The following is a 16,704-nucleotide window of genomic DNA, read 5'->3' as shown; positions in this document are numbered from 1 at the left end:
CCTCACAGGGTGGGGGTGGGCAGGGGCGGGGAGTTACTTGACCAGGGACTTCCAGTCCGGGGACTGCGCCGGGTCCAATTGGCGCATCTTCTCCAGGACCCGGGGATCCTGGACGTCCATCCAGTCGGCGAGCTGTTTGAAGGTCACACAGCGCACGCCGTCGCGTGTGCACACCGACTTCACTACGTCCTCGACGGCCTTCATGTAGATGCCGCCGTTCCAGTCCTCGAAGTGGTTGCCGATGAACAGTGGCGCGCGACTGCCGTTGTAGACGCGCTCGAAGCCGTTGAGATAGCCGTCCCTGGTCAGCTTGCGCCACTGCTCGTACTTGGCCGGGTCGCCCTTGGTGTTGTCACCGGACTGGTTGTAGAGGAAGTTGAAATCCATGGAGAGGACCTGCTGCTCGGTCCCGGGGTAAGGGACGAGCTGCAGTGGGAAGTTCCAGATGCCATCGGTCTTGGACGGCCAGATCTGGAAGTCGCCCGGTGAACTGGCGTCGTAGCGCCAGCCGAGTGTCTTGGCGGCCTTCAGCAGGTTCTTCTGGCCCTCCAGGCAGGGAGCCCGGCCGCCGGCCAGCTCCTTGCGGTAGTCGAAGGGCAGCGGGGGCAGGTCTTTGTAGCCGGTGTTGGTCTTCCAGTTCTCGACGAAGGAGTAGGACTGCTCGATCTCGCTCTTCCACTCGGCGACGCTCCAGTCGCCGCCGCCCTTGGCACCGCAGAAGTGCCCGTTGAAGTGCGTGCCTATCTCATTGCCCTCCAGCCAGGCGCCGCGCAGCTGTTCCAGGGTGTCCCTGATGTGCTGGTCGGTGGCGTACGAGATCTCCATCTCACCGCGTTTGTGCTGCGGCGGCCGGTATTTCGACGCCTTCGACCTGGGCAGCAGATAGGTCCCGGTGAGGAAGAACGTCATCTGCGCGTTGTTCTCCCTGGCGACCTCACGGAAGTGCGAGAACTGCTCGTCGTCGCCCTGGAGGGCGCCGTCCCAGGAGAACACCACGAACTGCGGTGGTTTCTCGCCCGGTTTGAGCTTCACCGGCTTGGGCTGGAGCGGCTGCGGGCCGGTGTAGGAGGTCGAGCCGTCTCCCAGAATCCGTACCTTTCCGTCCCACTTCTCCTCCGGCTTCGCTGTCTCCGACGCGGACGGTGCGGGGGACGGCGGGGCGGACGAGGAACGGGCGGAGGGAGAGGACGCCGCCCTCTTCCCGGCTTCGTGCCCACCGGGGCCGCAGCCCGACAGCAGCCCGAGCACGAGGGTGGTCCCGGTCACCAGGACCACCCCACCGCGTGCCGTACGCATCAGGTCCGGTAGGCGTACCACTTGGTGAGCGGCAGCATCACCGAGAGGCTCAGCATCGACCGCCGGTAGGTGTCGAAGGAGTGGTACGTCAGATAGGGAGTGCCAAGGCTGTCGCGGTAAGTCACCAGCATGGTGTGGTCCTTGGACCCGTCGCGGTCGAAGTCCGCCTGGAGGACGTCCCCGACCTCCATCTGGTAGGCATACTTCAGCGGCTTCACCCGCTTCGAGTTCTGCGCGAACCAGGACCACTCGTTGACTCCGGTCCAGGAATCCGACTGGGTGTCGGACCCGTACCACCACTTCGTGTAGTCACCGGCCTTGCCGGGAGCGTGCTTCCAGCCGCCTGCCTTCAGCGCCTGGCTGACGAAGTTCGTACAGTCGCCGCCGGTCCCCAGCGGATACGACCGGTAGGCCGGGTTGTAGTTCTTCCAGTACTTCTCGGCGTATTCAGCCATCGCCTTGTAGTCGAGGCCGGTCGTCGTGTCCTTCGGCAGTCGCTTGGGGAAGGGCCAGACACTCGCCTCGGGCGCGTTCGGCATGTCGCCCGCGCCCGCTGCGGCGGCCTTCGCCTTGGGCGCCGCCGGTGCGGGTGCGTTGATCTGCGGCATCTCGTCCAGAGCCCTGATGCCGGTCAGCTCCCACCTCCCGTTCCCTGCGGCGGCGAAGCTCAGCTCGTGGTGGGCCTGGAAGCCGGTGTCGACCGGCTCGTCACCTCGGATCTTCCGGTAGGTCAGCCGCGTGGTCTCGGTCACCCGCAGCGTGGCCTTCTTGCCGTCGACGCTGGTCCGGTCCACCGCGACCCGGGTGTCGCCGGCGGAGTACGCCTCGCCCAGGGCCTTGAGCTTGTTCTTGCGCTGATGCAGCGAGGCCACGACGGACTTCTCCGAACGCGCCATCGCGGACGAAAGGTGCACCTTCTTCGTGGGCGGCGGGGTGGTGTGCCCCTGCGCCTTCCCGTCGACGATCGTCGCCGTACGGTCGGTGAGCACGACACCCGCGATACGGCCGAAGGAATCGGCCGTCACCCTGTCCGTGCCCCCGGGCCGGGCAGCAGCCCCTGCGGGGGATGTCGGCACCAACGCGGCCGACACCGCCAGGGAGGCGACCACCCCGGCGGCGGTTCTCAGCGTCAATGATTTCACAGGACTCCATTCTCCATCCAGCCCTTTTCGAGCCGGGTAGCGGAATCCTCGCACACGGATTCCGAATGGCAACCCCGGGGCGGGGAAAAGTTTCCGCACGGAATTCAGGTCCGATCCCGCAAGTCGTCAACAGGCAATGTTTCCAGTGGAGTTGAAGCCATCGCCGCAATTGGTACGGACTATTCTTGCGGTAATTCCACACCCACTGCGGGCTTCCCGCAATTCCTTTGCGGGAAGCCCGCAAAGGATATCGGCCCGACCATTGATGTGATGCACACCATTCACGCGACAATGCTGAACCGGGTATTCCATTCGCACCCTGCCGTGCAATGATCCAGCCAGGCCCACCGGGAAAGTCGGGCCGCGTTTCCGACGGCCTTCGAGGTCGCGCGCCTCTTGTCTCGCCCCACCTCACCGGCACCGATCGCGGCATTCCTCCGGCCTCGGGTGCCCGAGGCCCCCGCGCCTTCCCGGTGCTTCCGAACGACCCTCTTGCCTCCCGGAGTGCCCGTGTCCACAGAAACAATCCTGGGCGTCAGCCCGTTCGGCGAACCCGATCCACGTCTGGTAGCGGCAGTCTGCCGGGCCGGCGGTCTGGGCGTGCTCGATCTCGGAAGGGGCCGGCGCCGCGCGGCCCTCGCGGCCCTCCAACTGGTGCGGCAATGGGTGCCGGGCCCCTTCGGAGTGCGCGTCGGGGCGGGATGCGCACTCGGACCGGACGACCTGAAGGCCGACGGGGACGTGCACACCGTACTGCTCGCCGCGGACGCCAGGTTGACCCCGGGCGACCTCGCCGCCGGCCGGCACCGCGTCCTGGTCGAGGTCACCTGCCACGAGGAAGCCCTCGCGGCCACGCGCGCCGGGGCACACGGTCTCGTCGCCCGGGGAAACGAGGCCGGCGGACGGGTCGGCGAGCTGAGCACCTTCGTCCTCCTTCAGCAGCTGGTGGCGGACCCGGAGCTCGGCCTGCCGGTCTGGGCCTGCGGGGGCATCGGGCCGCGCACCGCCGCGGCCGCCGTCGTCGGCGGTGCGGCAGGCGTCGTCCTGGACACCCAGCTGGCGCTGCTCGACGAATCCGGCGTCCCGGAGGAAGTGGCGGCTGCCGTCCGGGCCATGGACGGCTCGGAGACCGTGATGGCCGCCGGCCACCGGGTGCTGCGCCGCCGTGGACCGGACGCACCGCCCCTGCCGGACGAGCCCGGCGAAGTCGCCCGGCTGCTGGGCGCGGACGACCCCCGGGCCCGGCTGCTGGCCGTGGGCCAGGACGGCTTCCTGGCCTCCTCCTTCGCGCGGCGCTGGGGCGATGTGGGCACGGCCGTCCGCGGTGTCACCACCGCCATCCGGGAGGCCGTGCGCGACGACGCCGCCGCGGACGCGCTGCTCCGCGGCTCCCCGATGAGCCGCGCGCTGGGCACCGCGCTGCCCGTCGCCCAAGGGCCCATGACCAGAGTCAGCGACCGGGCCGGGTTCGCCGCCGCCGTCGCCGGCCACGGCGGGCTGCCGTTCCTCGCGCTGGCCCTCGCCGGGCCGGTGGAGACCCGGACCCTGCTGGAGCAGACCCGCGACGAACTGGGCGGACGTCCCTGGGGCGTGGGCATCCTCGGCTTCGCACCGGTGCAGATCAAGACGGCGCAGCTGGAGCTCGTCCGGGAGATCCGGCCCTCCTGCGCCGTCATCGCGGGCGGCCGGCCCGCGCAGGCGGCCGAGCTGGAGGCGGCAGGCGTCGATGCCTTCCTGCATGTGCCCTCGCCCGGGCTGCTCCGGCAGTTCCTGGACGCGGGCGCGCGCAAGTTCGTCTTCGAGGGCTCGGAGTGCGGCGGCCATGTCGGACCGCGGAGCAGCTTCGCGCTGTGGGAGGCGCAGGCCGATGTACTGGAGGAGTTCCTGGACACGGTCGAGGGCGCGGACCCCGCGGAGCTGCGGGTGTTCTTCGCCGGCGGCGTGCACGACAAGCGGTCGGCCGCGATGGTGGCCGCGCTCGCCGCACCGCTGACCGCCCGCGGAGTGGCCGTCGGACTGCTCATGGGCACCGCGTACCTGTTCACCGAAGAGGCGGTGGACCGGGGTGCCGTGCAGCCGTCGTTCCAGCGGCAGGTCCTGGCGGCACGGCGAACCGAATTGCTGGAGACCGCGCCCGGGCATGCCACACGCTGCGTGAGCAGCCCGTTCACCGACGAATTTCGCGGTGCCAAGGAGGAGTTGCGGGAGCGGGGCGTCCCGGAGCGGCGGGCCTGGGAGCGGCTGGAACAGCTCAACGTCGGGCGGCTGAGGATCGCCAGCAAGGGCGTGGAGCGGACCGGTGAGTCGCTCACGGAGGTGGACGAGCCCCGGCAGCTGACCGAGGGCATGTTCATGGCCGGCCAGGTGGCCGTGCTGCGGTCCGCGGTCACCACCGTCCCCGAACTGCACACCGCCGTCAGTGCGGAGGCCGCCGGCTTCTTCGCCGCGCGTGCCCGGCGGCTGCGCGAGGGGTTCGGTCAGGACGCCCCGGAGCGCGTCCCGGCCCCGCTCGACATCGCCGTGGTCGGCATGGCCTGCATGTTCCCCGGCGCGCCGGACCTGGCCGCCTACTGGGCGAACGTGGTCGCGGGCACCGACGCGGTCGGCGAAGTGCCACCGGAACGCTGGGACCCGGAGCTGCACTACGCGCCCGACGCCGACGGCGCCCGCACGGCGTCGAAGTGGGGCGGCTTCCTGCCGGACATTCCCTTCGACCCGCTGCGCTACGGCATCCCGCCGTCCTCGCTCGGCAGCATCGAGCCGGTGCAGTTGCTCGCGCTGGAGGCCGCGCGGCGGGCCCTCGCCGACGCCGGCTACGAGGAGCGCCCCTTCGACCGCTCCAGGGCCTCGGTCGTGTTCGGGGCCGAGGCGGGCAGCGACCTGTCGAACGCCACCACCATGCGCACGGTGCTCCCCGCCTACATGGGGGAACTGCCGCCCGGGCTGGACGAGCAACTCCCCCGGCTGACCGAGGACTCCTTCCCGGGCATGCTGGCCAACGTCATCGCCGGACGGATCGCCAACCGGCTCGACCTCGGCGGCGCGAACTTCACCGTCGACGCGGCCTGCGCCTCCTCGCTGGCCGCGGTGGACGTGGCGTGCAAGGAACTGTCCGCCGGCACCAGCGACCTCGTCCTGTGCGGAGGCGCGGACCTGCACAACGGGATCAACGACTATCTGCTGTTCTCCTCGGTGCACGCGCTGTCGCCGACCGGCCGCTCCCGCACCTTCGACAGCGCGGCGGACGGTATCGCGCTCGGCGAGGGCGTCGCCTGCGTCGTCCTCAAGCGGCTGGCGGACGCGGAGCGGGACGGCGACCGCGTCTACGCGGTCGTCAAGGGCGTCGGCAGTTCGAGCGACGGCAGGTCCCTGGGACTGACGGCACCCCGCCCGGAGGGTCAGCGGGCGGCGCTGGAACGGGCCTACCGCCACGCCGGGATCTCACCGGCCGAGGTGGGCCTGCTGGAGGCACACGGCACCGGGACGGTGGTCGGCGACCGCACCGAACTCACCACGCTCACCGAGGTGTTCACCGAGGCCGGGGCGGCGCCGGGCGGATGCGCGCTCGGCTCGGTGAAGTCCCAGATCGGGCACACCAAGTGCGCGGCCGGACTGGCCGGCCTGATCAAGACGGCCCTGGCCCTGCACACCGGGGTCAGGCCGCCCACGGCGCAGCTGACCCGGCCCAATGAGGCCTGGGAGGCCGAGAGCAGCCCGTTCGCCTTCCACACCGTCGCCCGCCCGTGGGCGGCCGCGCCCGGTGAACGGGTCGCCGGGGTGAGCGCGTTCGGCTTCGGCGGCACCAATTTCCACGTGGTGCTGCGCGGGCACGAGGCGGGGCCGCCGCCCCGGCACGGGCTCGACGCCTGGCCGGCGGAGCTGTTCGTCTTCCACGGCGCCGACCGGGCGGAGGCCGCCCGGGAGATCGGCCGACTGCTGGAGCTGGTCGCGGAGAACGACCGGCAGGGCCGTTCCTGGCGGCTGCGCGACCTGGCGCTGAGCGCCGCCCGGCGCGCCGACGCGTCCGGGAAACCGGCCTGGACGGCGGTCGTGGCCCGTGACCTGGACGAGCTGCCCGGGCTGCTGGGACGGGCCCGGGAGGGAGAGTACGATCCCCGGGCGGGGATCTTCGGCGCGGGGCCGGACGGATCGGACGGGCCGGGCGGCGAGGTGGCGTTCCTCTTCCCCGGCCAGGGCAGTCAACGTCCTGACATGCTCGCCGAGCTGTTCATCGCCTTCCCGGAGGTCCAGCGGTATCTGCGGACCGGCCGCGAGTGGGCGGACGTCATCTTCCCGCCGACCGCCTTCGACCCCGGCGCCGAGGAGGCACGGCGCGCCCGGGTCACCGACACCAGGACCGCCCAGCCCGCGCTCGGCATCATGGGGCTGGCCGTGTCCGAGCTGCTGGGCCGGGCCGGCGTCCGGCCCGCGACGGTGGCCGGACACAGCTACGGCGAACTGGTCGCGCTGTGCGCGGCCGGGGCGTTCGACCCGGAGACGCTGCTGGAGCTGAGCGCGGCGCGCGCGGAGGCGATCCTGGCCGCCGCCGGCGCGGAGCCGGGGACCATGGCCGCCGTGGCGGCCGGGCACCAGGAGGTCGCCGAGGAACTGCGGGCGGCCGGGCTGGCCGACCGGGTGGTGGTCGCGAACCACAACGCACCGCGGCAGACGGTGATTTCCGGTCCCGTCGAGGAGGTCGGGGCGGCGGTGCGCCGACTGCGCGAGCGGGGCCTGGGCGCCAAGACCGTTCCGGTGGCGTGCGCCTTCCACAGTCCCCTGGTGGCCCCGGCCGGCGAGCGGTTCGCCGAGGTTCTCGCCGCCCGGCAGGTGGCCGCACCGGAGATACCGGTGTGGGCGAACCGAACGGCCGCCGTCTATCCCGGTCAACCGGACGGAATAGGAGCCGAGTTGGCGGCCCAGATCGGTTCCCCCGTGCGCTTCGTGCAGCAGATCGAGCGGATGTACGAGGCCGGCGTCCGGGTCTTCGTGGAGGCCGGGCCGGGTTCGGTGATCACGGGCCTGGTGGGCCGGATCCTCGGCGACCGCCCGCACACCGCGGCGGGGTGCGAGGGGCCCGAGGGTCCCGGACTGCGCGGCTTCCTGGGCCTGCTCGCCCGGCTCGCCGTCGCCGGCGTCCCCGTCCGCACCGGCTGGACACACCGCGGGCGCGACAGCGTCGAAGCCGTCTCCGGGACCTGCCCCGCGGCACCCGGCTGGATCGTCAACGGGCAGCTGACACGCACCCGGGACGGCGGCCTGCTGCCCGGCTCGCTCGCACCCGCCCGACGCATACCGATGGAGGAGATGACAGTGATCCGGGCCCAGGACGGCGGCACGGCGGACGACCGTGACCGGATGGTCCATGAATTCCTGTGCACCAGCAGGGAGTTGGTCGCGGCACAGCGCGACGTGCTGCTGACGTATCTCGGCGGGGCGGCGGGGGTGCCGCCGGTCACGCCAGCGGCGATACCGGCCACGCCGGTACCGGCTGCGCTCCGGCCGGCCGTGCCGCAGCCCGCTCCCGCTGCCGATCCCGTGCTGTCCCCGGCAGCGGCACCCACGGCACCGGCGGACGTGCTGGCGACCGTCCTGGACATCATCAGCGAACGCACCGGCTATCCCCTCGACATGATCGAGCCCGGTCTCGACCTGGAGGCCGACCTGAGCATCGACTCGATCAAGCGGGTCGAGATCGTCGGCGAGCTGGCCGCACGGCTGGGCTTCGGCACCGGCGGGACCGAGCTGCCCCGGCTCGACGACGCGGAGCTGGAAGCGGTCTCGAAGGCCCGTACGGCGTCCGGCATCGCCGAACTGCTGGAGGAGCGGCTGCCCGGCAGGGGAACACTTCCCGCGCAGCAGACCCCCGCCCCCACGGAAGACCCCGGTCCGGCCGTCACCGGCGGGGCACCCGGCAGGCTGGTGCTGCGCAGCGTCCGCCTCCCTTCCCCCGACGGGGACTTCGCGGTACTGGAGGGGACACGGTTCGCCCTGCTGGGCGGTGCCGGACCGGTGCCGGACGCGCTGGCCACCCTGCTGGGCGCCCGCGGCGCGGAGGCGGTCACCCTGCCGTCGGACCACGTGCTCACGGACGCGGACGGCCCGCTGGACGGGGTGTTCCACCTGGAGGCGCTGTCGCAGGACGGCGGCGGGCCGCTGCTGCCCGAGTCCTTCCCGGTGTTCCAGGCCGCGCTGCGGTGCGGGCCGCGCTGGCTGCTCGCGGCCGCGCCCGCCGCCGACGCGGACGTCCACGCCGGGACCGGCGGACGGGCGGACGGGCTGCGGGGCATGTTCCGGACCGTCGCGCGGGAGTACCCGGACACCCTCGCCCGGTTCGTCGAGCTGTCCCCGCAGCTGACGGCCGCCGAGATGGCGGCCGCGCTGGTGGGCGAGTTGGCGTCCGAGGAGCCGGCCCCGGTGGTGCTGCGGTCGCCGGACGGTGTCCGGTCCGGCTTCGAGACCGCGGCCGTCGGCCTCGGCGCCCTGGGCGACCGCGGCGCGGGCCCGGCCGGGGACGGTACGGCCGAGGCGGCCGCCATCGGCCTGCACCGGGACTCGGTGGTGCTGCTGATCGGCGGGGCCCGGGGCATCTCCGCCCGGGTCGCCGCGACGCTGGCGGCGGCCTCCCGCTGCCGGATCGAACTGGCCGGCCGGACCGCCCTACCGGACAACGCCCCCGAGGACCTCGAAGACGCAGCCACCCGGCAGGCGCCGGACCGGGCCGCGCTGCGGGCCGTCCTGGCCGGTCGGGGAGAACGCTCCCCGGCCAGGGTCGAGCGGGCGATCTCGGAGATCCTCGCCCGCCGGGAGGTCCGCCACACCCTCGGCACACTGCGGGATCTGGGCAGTCCGGTGCGCTACCACACGGTGGACGTCCGGGATCCCGAGGCGGTGCGGCGCCTGGTGGCGGACGTCCACGCCGAACACGGCCGGCTGGACGGCGTGGTGTACGCGGCCGGGATCATCGAGGACCGGGTCCTGGCCGAGAAGGACCCGGAGTCCTTCCGCCGGGTCTACGACACCAAGGTCGACGGCGCGCGCACCCTGCTGGCGGCGCTGGACGAGCTGCCGCAGACTTCCCGGTTCGTCGTGTTCTTCGGCAGCATCGCGGCCGTTCTCGGCAACCGCGGCCAGGCGGACTACGCGGCCGCCAACGACGCCCTGCAGTCCCTCGGCAGCCGGTGGGCGGAGAAGTCCGCGTCCCGCACGCTGACGGTGCATTGGGGGCCCTGGGCGCCGGACGGGGAGCACGCGGGCATGGTGACCCCCGAGCTCGCCCGGGAGTACGCGCGGCGCGGCGTCGGACTCATCGACCCCGAGGAGGGGGCGCTGTGCCTGCTGCGCGAGCTCGCCTGGGGCGAGGAATCGGCCGACGCCGTGGTCTACACCGCAACGGGCTGGTGAGCATGAGCACGCATCACACGCCGTCCGGCCGGCCCGCCGTCGCCATCGTCGGCATGGCGGTCCTCTTTCCCCGCGCACCGGACCTCGCGACGTACTGGCGCAATCTGACGGCCGGGACCGACGCGATCACCGAGGTCCCGCCCGGGCGCTGGGACCCCTCCTTCTACGACCCGGCGGCCGCCCGCGGCCGCTCGGACCGGGTGTACTGCCGTCGCGGCGGATTCGTCGACGAGCTGGCCGAGGTGGAGGCGACCCGGTTCGGGATCATGCCCAACTCGGTGCCCGGCACCGAGCCGGAACAGCTCATCGCGCTGCACGTGGCCGCCGGGGCGATCGCCGACGCGGGCGGCGAGGCGCGGCTGCCGGACCGGGACCGGATCGGGGTGATCCTGGGCCGGGGCGGCTATCTGTCCCCCGGGATGGCGCGGGGCACCCAGTCCGTCCAGACGTCCAATCAACTGGTGCGCACCCTGGCGGATCTGCTGCCCGAGCTGGACGCCGGCCTGCTGGAGCGGGTCCGCCGGGCGTACACGCAGCAGCTGGGGCCGGACGAGCCCGAGCAGGCGATCAACCTGGTGCCCAACCTCACCGCCTCCCGGGTGGCCAACCGGCTCGACCTGCGCGGCCCGGCGTACACGGTGGACGCCGCCTGCGCGTCCTCGCTGGTCGCGGTCGACCAGGCGGTCGGCGAACTGGCCTCGGGCCGCTGCGATCTGGTGCTGGCGGGCGGGGTCCACCACTGTCACGACATCACGCTGTGGTCCCTGTTCTCCCGGCTGCGTGCGATGTCGCCGAGCCAGCGGATCCGCCCGTTCCACCGGGACGCGGACGGCCTGCTGATCGGCGAGGGCACCGGCGTGGTGGCGCTCAAGCGCCTCTCCGACGCGCTGCGCGACGACGACCGTGTCTACGCCGTCGTCCGCGGCACCGGCGTGGCCAGCGACGGCCGCAGCGGCAGCCTCGTCAACCCCGACCCCTCGGGCCAGGTGAAGGCGGTACGGGCGGCCTGGCGCGAGGCGGGACTGGATCCCGCCGCACCGGGGTCGGTCGGACTCCTGGAGGCACACGGGACCGCCACCCCCTCGGGGGACGCGGCCGAACTGGCCACCCTGGCCGAGGTGTTCGGCCCGTCCGATGACAAGGACCGGCCGGTGCTCGGGTCGGTCAAGTCGATGATCGGGCACACCATGCCGGCCGCCGGCGTGGCCGGTCTCGTCAAGGCCGCGCTCGCGGTGCACCACGGCGTACTGCCGCCGACCCTCCACTGCGAGGAGCCGCACCCGGCCCTGGCCCGTACCCGCTTCCGGACGATCGCCGCGGCGCGGGGCTGGGAGACCGGTGACGGGCGGACCCGGCGGGCGGGTGTCAACGCCTTCGGCTTCGGTGGCATCAACGCTCATGTGGTGCTCGAGGCCGCCCCCGGCCCTGACCGTCCGGCGGTGGAGGTCCGCGAACCGGAACAGGTGCTGCGGCTGGCCGCCGACACCCCGGAGGAGCTCGCCGCGCTGCTGGACGCCGACGACGCCGTCGTCCGCGCACGACGGTCCTCCCACGACGGACGCACCCGGCTGGGCGTCGTCGCCCCGGACCCCCAGCGCCTCGCCCTGGCCCGGAAAGCAGTGGCCAAGGGCTCTCCCTGGCGCGGGCGCGGCGACGTGTGGTTCTCCCCGGAACCACTGCTCGGCGGCCCTGCGGGCGGGCGGCTGGCCTTCGTCTTCCCCGGCCTGGAGGCCGAGTTCAGACCCCGGATCGACGACGTCGTCGAACGGTTCGGACTCTCGGCGCTGCTGCCCACGGGGTTCGGCGGGTCCGGGGCCGATGTGGCGGACGTCGGACGGCACGGGGCCGGAGTCATCGCCGTGGGGCGGGTGCTGGACGCCGCGCTGCGCCGGATGGGCATCGTGCCCGACGCCGTCGCGGGCCACAGCATCGGCGAGTGGACGGCCATGGCCACCGCCGGGCTGTACGCCGGGGACGCGGTCGACGAGTTCACCCGCTCCTTCGACCCGGACCAGGTGCGGGTGGCGGGGCTGTCCTTCGCCGCGCTGGGTGCACCGGCCGAGCAGGTCACCGCCGTGCTCGCCGACCGCCCCGATGTGGTGCTGTCGCACGACAACGCTCCGCAGCAGTCGATGATCTGCGGCCCGCCCGGCCAAGTGAAGGATCTGGTGAAGCACTTCCGGCAACGCGGCGTCATCGGGCAGGTCCTGCCGTTCCGCTCGGGCTTCCACACCCCGATGCTGGCCCCCTACCTCGACCGGATCCGGCACTACGCGGGCCTGTTCGAGCTGCACCGGCCGACCGTGCCCGTCTGGTCGGCGACCACCGCCGCGGAGTACCCCGGCACCGAGGACGAGGTACGGGAGCTCTTCGTACGCCACCTGCTGGAGCCCGTCCGCTTCCGCCCGCTGATCGAGGCCATGTACGCGGCCGGCTTCCGGGTCTTCGTCCAGGCCGGTACGGGCCAGGTGGGCTCGCTCGTCGAGAACACCCTGCGCGGTCTCCCCCACCTGGTGGTGTCGGCCAACTCCCCGCACCGGGACGGGACCGCGCAGTTGCTTCGGGTCGCCACGGCGCTGTGGACGGCCGGCGGCGACCCGTCCACCGGGGTCCCGGTGGACGGTGGCAGCCACGCCCGCCGGATGCCGCCCTCGCGACTGGACCTGGGCGGGAAGCTGGTGTCCCTGGACCGGGAGACGGTGGCCGCGGTGCGCTCGGCGCTCGCGGTCCGGAACGTGCCGGATGCTGTGGACGCCCCGGACGGCTCCCCGCTGACCGCCGAGCTCCGGGCCCTGCTGAAGGACACCGCCGAGGTGGCCGTCGCGGTGTCCCGCGCCGCGGCGGCGCCCACGGTCCGCACCCTGCTGCGGGTGTCCACGGGCACCATGCCGTACCTGCGCGACCACTGCTTCTTCGCACAGCGCCCCGGCTGGCCCGACGAGGCCGACCGGTGGCCGGTCGTCCCGGCCACGACCGTGGTGCACCACATGATGGAGCACGCCGAACGGGCCCGGCCCGGGACGACCGCGGTGGCGGTGCACGAGGTGCGGCTGAACCGCTGGGTGGCCGCGGCCCCCGCCGTCGACGTGCCCGTGACCGTCGAGGCGTCCGGCACCGGCCGGGCCGGTGTGACGTTCGGCGCGTACGCGCACGGCGAGGTGGAACTCGCGGACCGGTACCCCGGCGGCGCGCCCCGGCCCTGGCAGTGGGCACCCGAGGAGGAACGGGCCCCCGGGATCACGGCCGGGCAACTGTACGAGGACCGCTGGATGTTCCACGGCCCGGCATTCCAGGGCGTCACCGGGCTGACGGCGGTCGGCGACGCGCATGTGCGCGGCGTGCTCACCGCCCCGTCCGCGCCGGGCGCCCTGCTCGACAACGTGGGGCAGCTGCTCGGCTACTGGATCCTCACCACCCTGACCGAGCGGACCCTGGTGTTCCCCGTCCGCGTGCGGCACATCCGGTTCTTCGGCCCGCACCCGCCGCCCGGCACCCGGGTCGAGTGCCTCATCAGGATCGTCTCGGTCACCGACGCCACGGTGGAGGCGGACGTGCAGCTGCTCCTGGACGGTCGCGTCTGGGCGGAAATCCACGGCTGGCAGGACCACCGGTTCGACAGCCGCACGGACACCAAGGCGCAGGAACGGTTCCCCGAACAGCACACCCTCTCCGCGGTCCAACCGGGCGGCTGGGTGCTCCTGTTCGACGGGTGCCACGACCTCGCGTCCCGCGACCTCGTGATGCGGCGGCACCTCGGCACCACCGAGCGCGAGGACCACGAGCGGCGCCCGCCGTCCGGCCGCCGCCAGTGGCTGCTCGGCCGCATCGCGGCCAAGGACGCGGTCCGCCGGTGGCTGTGGCAGCACGGCGAAGGGCCGGTCTTCCCCGCCGAGATCCGGGTGGACAACGACGCGTCCGGCCGGCCGCGGGTGACCGGTGCGCACGGCCGGGTTCTCCCCGCCCTCGACATCTCACTGGCGCACCGGGCCGAGGCCGCGGTCGCCCTGGTCCGGCCGCCCGGCACGGACGGGCACCCGGCGCCGGTCGGCATCGACGTCGAGGAGGTCACCCAACGGCCACCGGGAACCCTGACCACCGCCCTCGGCCCCGCCGAGCGCGAGCTCCTCGTCGCGCTGTGCTTCCGGACCGGTGAACCGCAGCCGCTGTGGTTCACCCGGTTCTGGGCGGCGAAGGAGGCGGTGGCCAAGGCCGAGGGCACCGGGCTGCGGGGACGGCCGAAGGACTTCGCCGTGACCGAGGCACGAGCCCACGCCCTGGTGGTGGTCGTGGGCGGCCGCCGGTACCCGGTGCGCTGCCGCACCGTCACCAACCCGCAAGGCCTGCCGGAGAGGGAGTACGTGGTCGCGTGGACCACGGGTCCGGCCCCCGGGGACGCCCGGCCGGAAGACGAACGACAGGAGAGTCAGCAATGAACAGCAGCCAGGCGGCACCGGCCGCCGCGACCCCCGAGGCCGTGTTCGAGGAGGCCGTGTTCGAGGAGGTGGGCGGCATGCTCCACACCGTCCTCGGCGAGTACGGGGGCGTGATGGACGCCGATATCACCATGGACACCCGGTTCCATGACGACCTGGACCTGGAGAGCATCGACCTGGTCACCCTCGGCGGCCACCTCCAGGCGCGGTACGGGGAGCTGGTGAACTTCGCCGAGTACCTGGCCGGGCTCGGGCTGGAGGAGATCATCGGCCTGACGGTCGGACAGCTCGTCGAGCACATCACCGGCTGCCTGCGGGCCCCCGGGGAGCGGTGACCCATGGCCATGATCGACGCCAACGGCCTTGCGGTGCACGTGGAACGAATACCCGCTCGGACGCCGGCCGGCACCGCCCCGCCGCCCACCGTGGTGCTCGTCCACGGGATGCTCATCGACAGCCTCATCAGCTACTACTTCACCCTGGCGCCCCGGTTCGCCGCCGCCGGACTCGACGTGATCATGTACGACCTGCGGGGGCAGGGCCTCAGCGAACGGCCGTCGGCCGGCTACCGGCTGGAGGACCACCTCGACGACCTGGAGGCCCTGCTCGACCGGCTGGACCCGGCGGGCCCCGTGCACCTGGTGGGCAACTCCTACGGCGGCACCATCGCGTTCGGCCACGCGGCGCGGCACCCCGGCCGGGTGGCCAGCGTCTCGATGATCGAGTCGGAGCCGGCCACCGCAGCCTGGTCCCGCAAGATGGCGGCCAACCTCGCGCGCGGGGCGGAGGAGCTCGCCCGCGACGGCCTCTTCGAGGAACTCACCGAGAAGCACGGCAAGCACGTGACCAAACGCATCCGGTCGGCCGCCCGGCTGCTGCACTCCACCACCACGGTGCGGGACGTCCCCGCCAGCCAGGTGCTCGACGAGGACGCGATCCGGTCGATGGGCATCCCCGTACTCGCCCTCTACGGCGCCGAGTCCGAACTCGCCGCCCAGGAGAGCTGGTTGCGGTCCCTCCTCCCCGTCTGCCGCACCGTCGTGCTGCCGGACCAGGAACACTGGGTCCTCGTCGGTGCCACGGAACCGGCCGGCGACCTGATCCTCGAGTGGATACGGGCGCACACGCCCGTACCGGCGGCCGGGGACATGATCCGGTGAGCCGCTTCCTGTTCGTGGTGCCACCCCTGACCGGGCACGTCAACCCCACGGTCGGCGTCGCCGCCGAGCTGGTCCGGCGCGGGCATCAGGTGGCCTGGGCCGGCCTGCCGGAGGTCGTGGGACCGCTGGTGGGCGGCGGCGCGACCGTGTTCCGGTGCTCCTCCCCGGACCTGGCCGACCCCGCCCTGCTGCGGCCGCCCTCGCTCCGCGGCCCGGCGGCGCTGAAGTTCCTGTGGGAGCGGTTCCTCGGGCCGCTCGCCGAGCACATGGCGCCCGGAGTGCGGGCGGCCGTCGGCGAGTTCCTGCCGGACGTCCTGGTGGCCGACCAACAGGCCGTCGCCGGCGGCCTCGTGGCCGAGCAAATGGGGCTGGTGTGGGCCACCTCGGCGACCACCACGGCGGGCTTCACCTCGCTGTCCGGCCTGCCGAAGGTCGACTCCTGGATCGCCGGGCTGATCAGGGAGCTGCGGCAGCGGATCGGCGACCCCTGGAGCACCGTGGACCCCCGGCTGTCCGACCGGCTGGTGCTGGCCTTCAGCACCGAGGCCCTGGCCGGGCCGCTCCCGTCCGCGGGCGAACAGGTCCGGTTCGTCGGACCGTCGCTCGCCGCCCGCCCGACCGCGGACGACTTCCCCTGGCACCGGCTCGACCCCCGGACGCCCACCGTGCTGATCACCCTCGGCACGGCCAATGCCGAGGCGGCGCCCCGCTTCCTCACCGCGTGCGCCGAGGCGGTGCGCGGACGGCCGGACCGGGCGCAGGCGGTGGTCGTCGACCCGACGGGCACGGTGCCGGAGTTCGCCGACCGGGTGCTGGTCCGGCCGCGCGTTCCCCAACTGGCCCTGCTGGAACGGTGCGACGCGGTGGTCTGCCACGGCGGGCACAACACCGTGTGCGAGGCGCTGTGGTACGGCCTCCCTCTGATCGTCGCGCCCATCCGGGACGACCAGCCCGCCGTCGCCGCCCAGGTGACGGACGCCGGGGCGGGCGTACGGGTCCGGTTCAACCGGGCAACCGCCGAAGTGCTGGACGCGGCGCTGGACACCGTCCTCCGCGAGCCCGACTGCCGCGAGGCGGCCGGGAGGGTGCGCGCGTCGTTCCGCGCCGCGGGAGGTGCCACGGCCGCGGCCGTGCACCTCGAAGCCCTGGCGGCGAGGGCGAAGTGACCCGCCGGCCCGCAGGTCCCGCCGAATGAGAGGTGCCACCCATGCCCTGACATGGCATGTTCCCGCCACCCCTCTTGGGGAAAACAGCCCCCTCACACCAATCCAC

General features: G+C 73.1%; 7 protein-coding genes. 5 read left to right on the top strand and 2 right to left on the bottom strand.

Annotated features, from left to right (window positions below; all coding sequences use genetic code 11):
• Window positions 1-33: 33 nt before the first annotated feature.
• Window positions 34-1,296 carry a polysaccharide deacetylase family protein gene (locus tag ABD269_RS16960; RefSeq protein WP_425572910.1) on the bottom strand — a complete coding sequence of 421 codons (1,263 nt, stop codon included), beginning with the start codon at window positions 1,294-1,296 and terminating at the stop codon, window positions 34-36.
• Entirely contained in the window at window positions 1,296-2,438 is a 1,143-nt protein-coding gene (locus ABD269_RS16955) for an amidase domain-containing protein (protein ID WP_344118627.1), read from the bottom strand. Before ABD269_RS16955 ends, ABD269_RS16960 begins: the two co-directional genes overlap by 1 nt.
• A gap of 510 nt (window positions 2,439-2,948) precedes the next feature.
• On the opposite strand from ABD269_RS16955, the gene ABD269_RS16950 reads away from it, so the two are divergent.
• From ABD269_RS16950 to ABD269_RS16930, 5 genes are read left to right on the top strand one after another with little or no spacing between them, the layout of a single operon-like run.
• Window positions 2,949-9,839 carry an SDR family NAD(P)-dependent oxidoreductase gene (locus tag ABD269_RS16950; RefSeq protein WP_344118626.1) on the top strand — a complete coding sequence of 2,297 codons (6,891 nt, stop codon included), beginning with the start codon at window positions 2,949-2,951 and terminating at the stop codon, window positions 9,837-9,839.
• A gap of 2 nt (window positions 9,840-9,841) precedes the next feature.
• Entirely contained in the window at window positions 9,842-14,272 is a 4,431-nt protein-coding gene (locus tag ABD269_RS16945) for a beta-ketoacyl synthase N-terminal-like domain-containing protein (RefSeq protein ID WP_344118625.1), read from the top strand.
• Complete coding sequence (locus ABD269_RS16940; protein WP_344118624.1) at window positions 14,269-14,607, top strand: acyl carrier protein; 339 nt, start codon at window positions 14,269-14,271, stop codon at window positions 14,605-14,607. The genes ABD269_RS16945 and ABD269_RS16940 overlap by 4 nt, the downstream gene beginning before the upstream one ends.
• Window positions 14,608-14,610: 3 nt before the next feature.
• Window positions 14,611-15,432 carry an alpha/beta fold hydrolase gene (locus ABD269_RS16935; protein WP_344118623.1) on the top strand — a complete coding sequence of 274 codons (822 nt, stop codon included), beginning with the start codon at window positions 14,611-14,613 and terminating at the stop codon, window positions 15,430-15,432.
• Window positions 15,429-16,598: a glycosyltransferase gene (locus ABD269_RS16930; protein WP_344118622.1), complete on the top strand. Its 1,170-nt coding sequence runs from the start codon at window positions 15,429-15,431 to the stop codon at window positions 16,596-16,598. Before ABD269_RS16935 ends, ABD269_RS16930 begins: the two co-directional genes overlap by 4 nt.
• The last annotated feature ends 106 nt before the right edge of the window (window positions 16,599-16,704 follow it).

The sequence above is a fragment of the Streptomyces blastmyceticus genome, from assembly GCF_039521185.1.
Taxonomy (GTDB): domain Bacteria; phylum Actinomycetota; class Actinomycetes; order Streptomycetales; family Streptomycetaceae; genus Streptomyces; species Streptomyces blastmyceticus.
Note: the sequence above shows the minus strand (reverse complement) of the source record. Positions and strands in the feature narration are given on the sequence as shown.

Coding starts and splice junctions, on each gene's coding strand:
- ABD269_RS16960 (WP_425572910.1), bottom strand. CDS start 1,296: ATGCGTACGGCACGCGGTGGGGTGGTCCTGGTGACCGGGACCACCCTC.
- ABD269_RS16945 (WP_344118625.1), top strand. CDS start 9,842: ATGAGCACGCATCACACGCCGTCCGGCCGGCCCGCCGTCGCCATCGTC.
- ABD269_RS16940 (WP_344118624.1), top strand. CDS start 14,269: ATGAACAGCAGCCAGGCGGCACCGGCCGCCGCGACCCCCGAGGCCGTG.
- ABD269_RS16935 (WP_344118623.1), top strand. CDS start 14,611: ATGGCCATGATCGACGCCAACGGCCTTGCGGTGCACGTGGAACGAATA.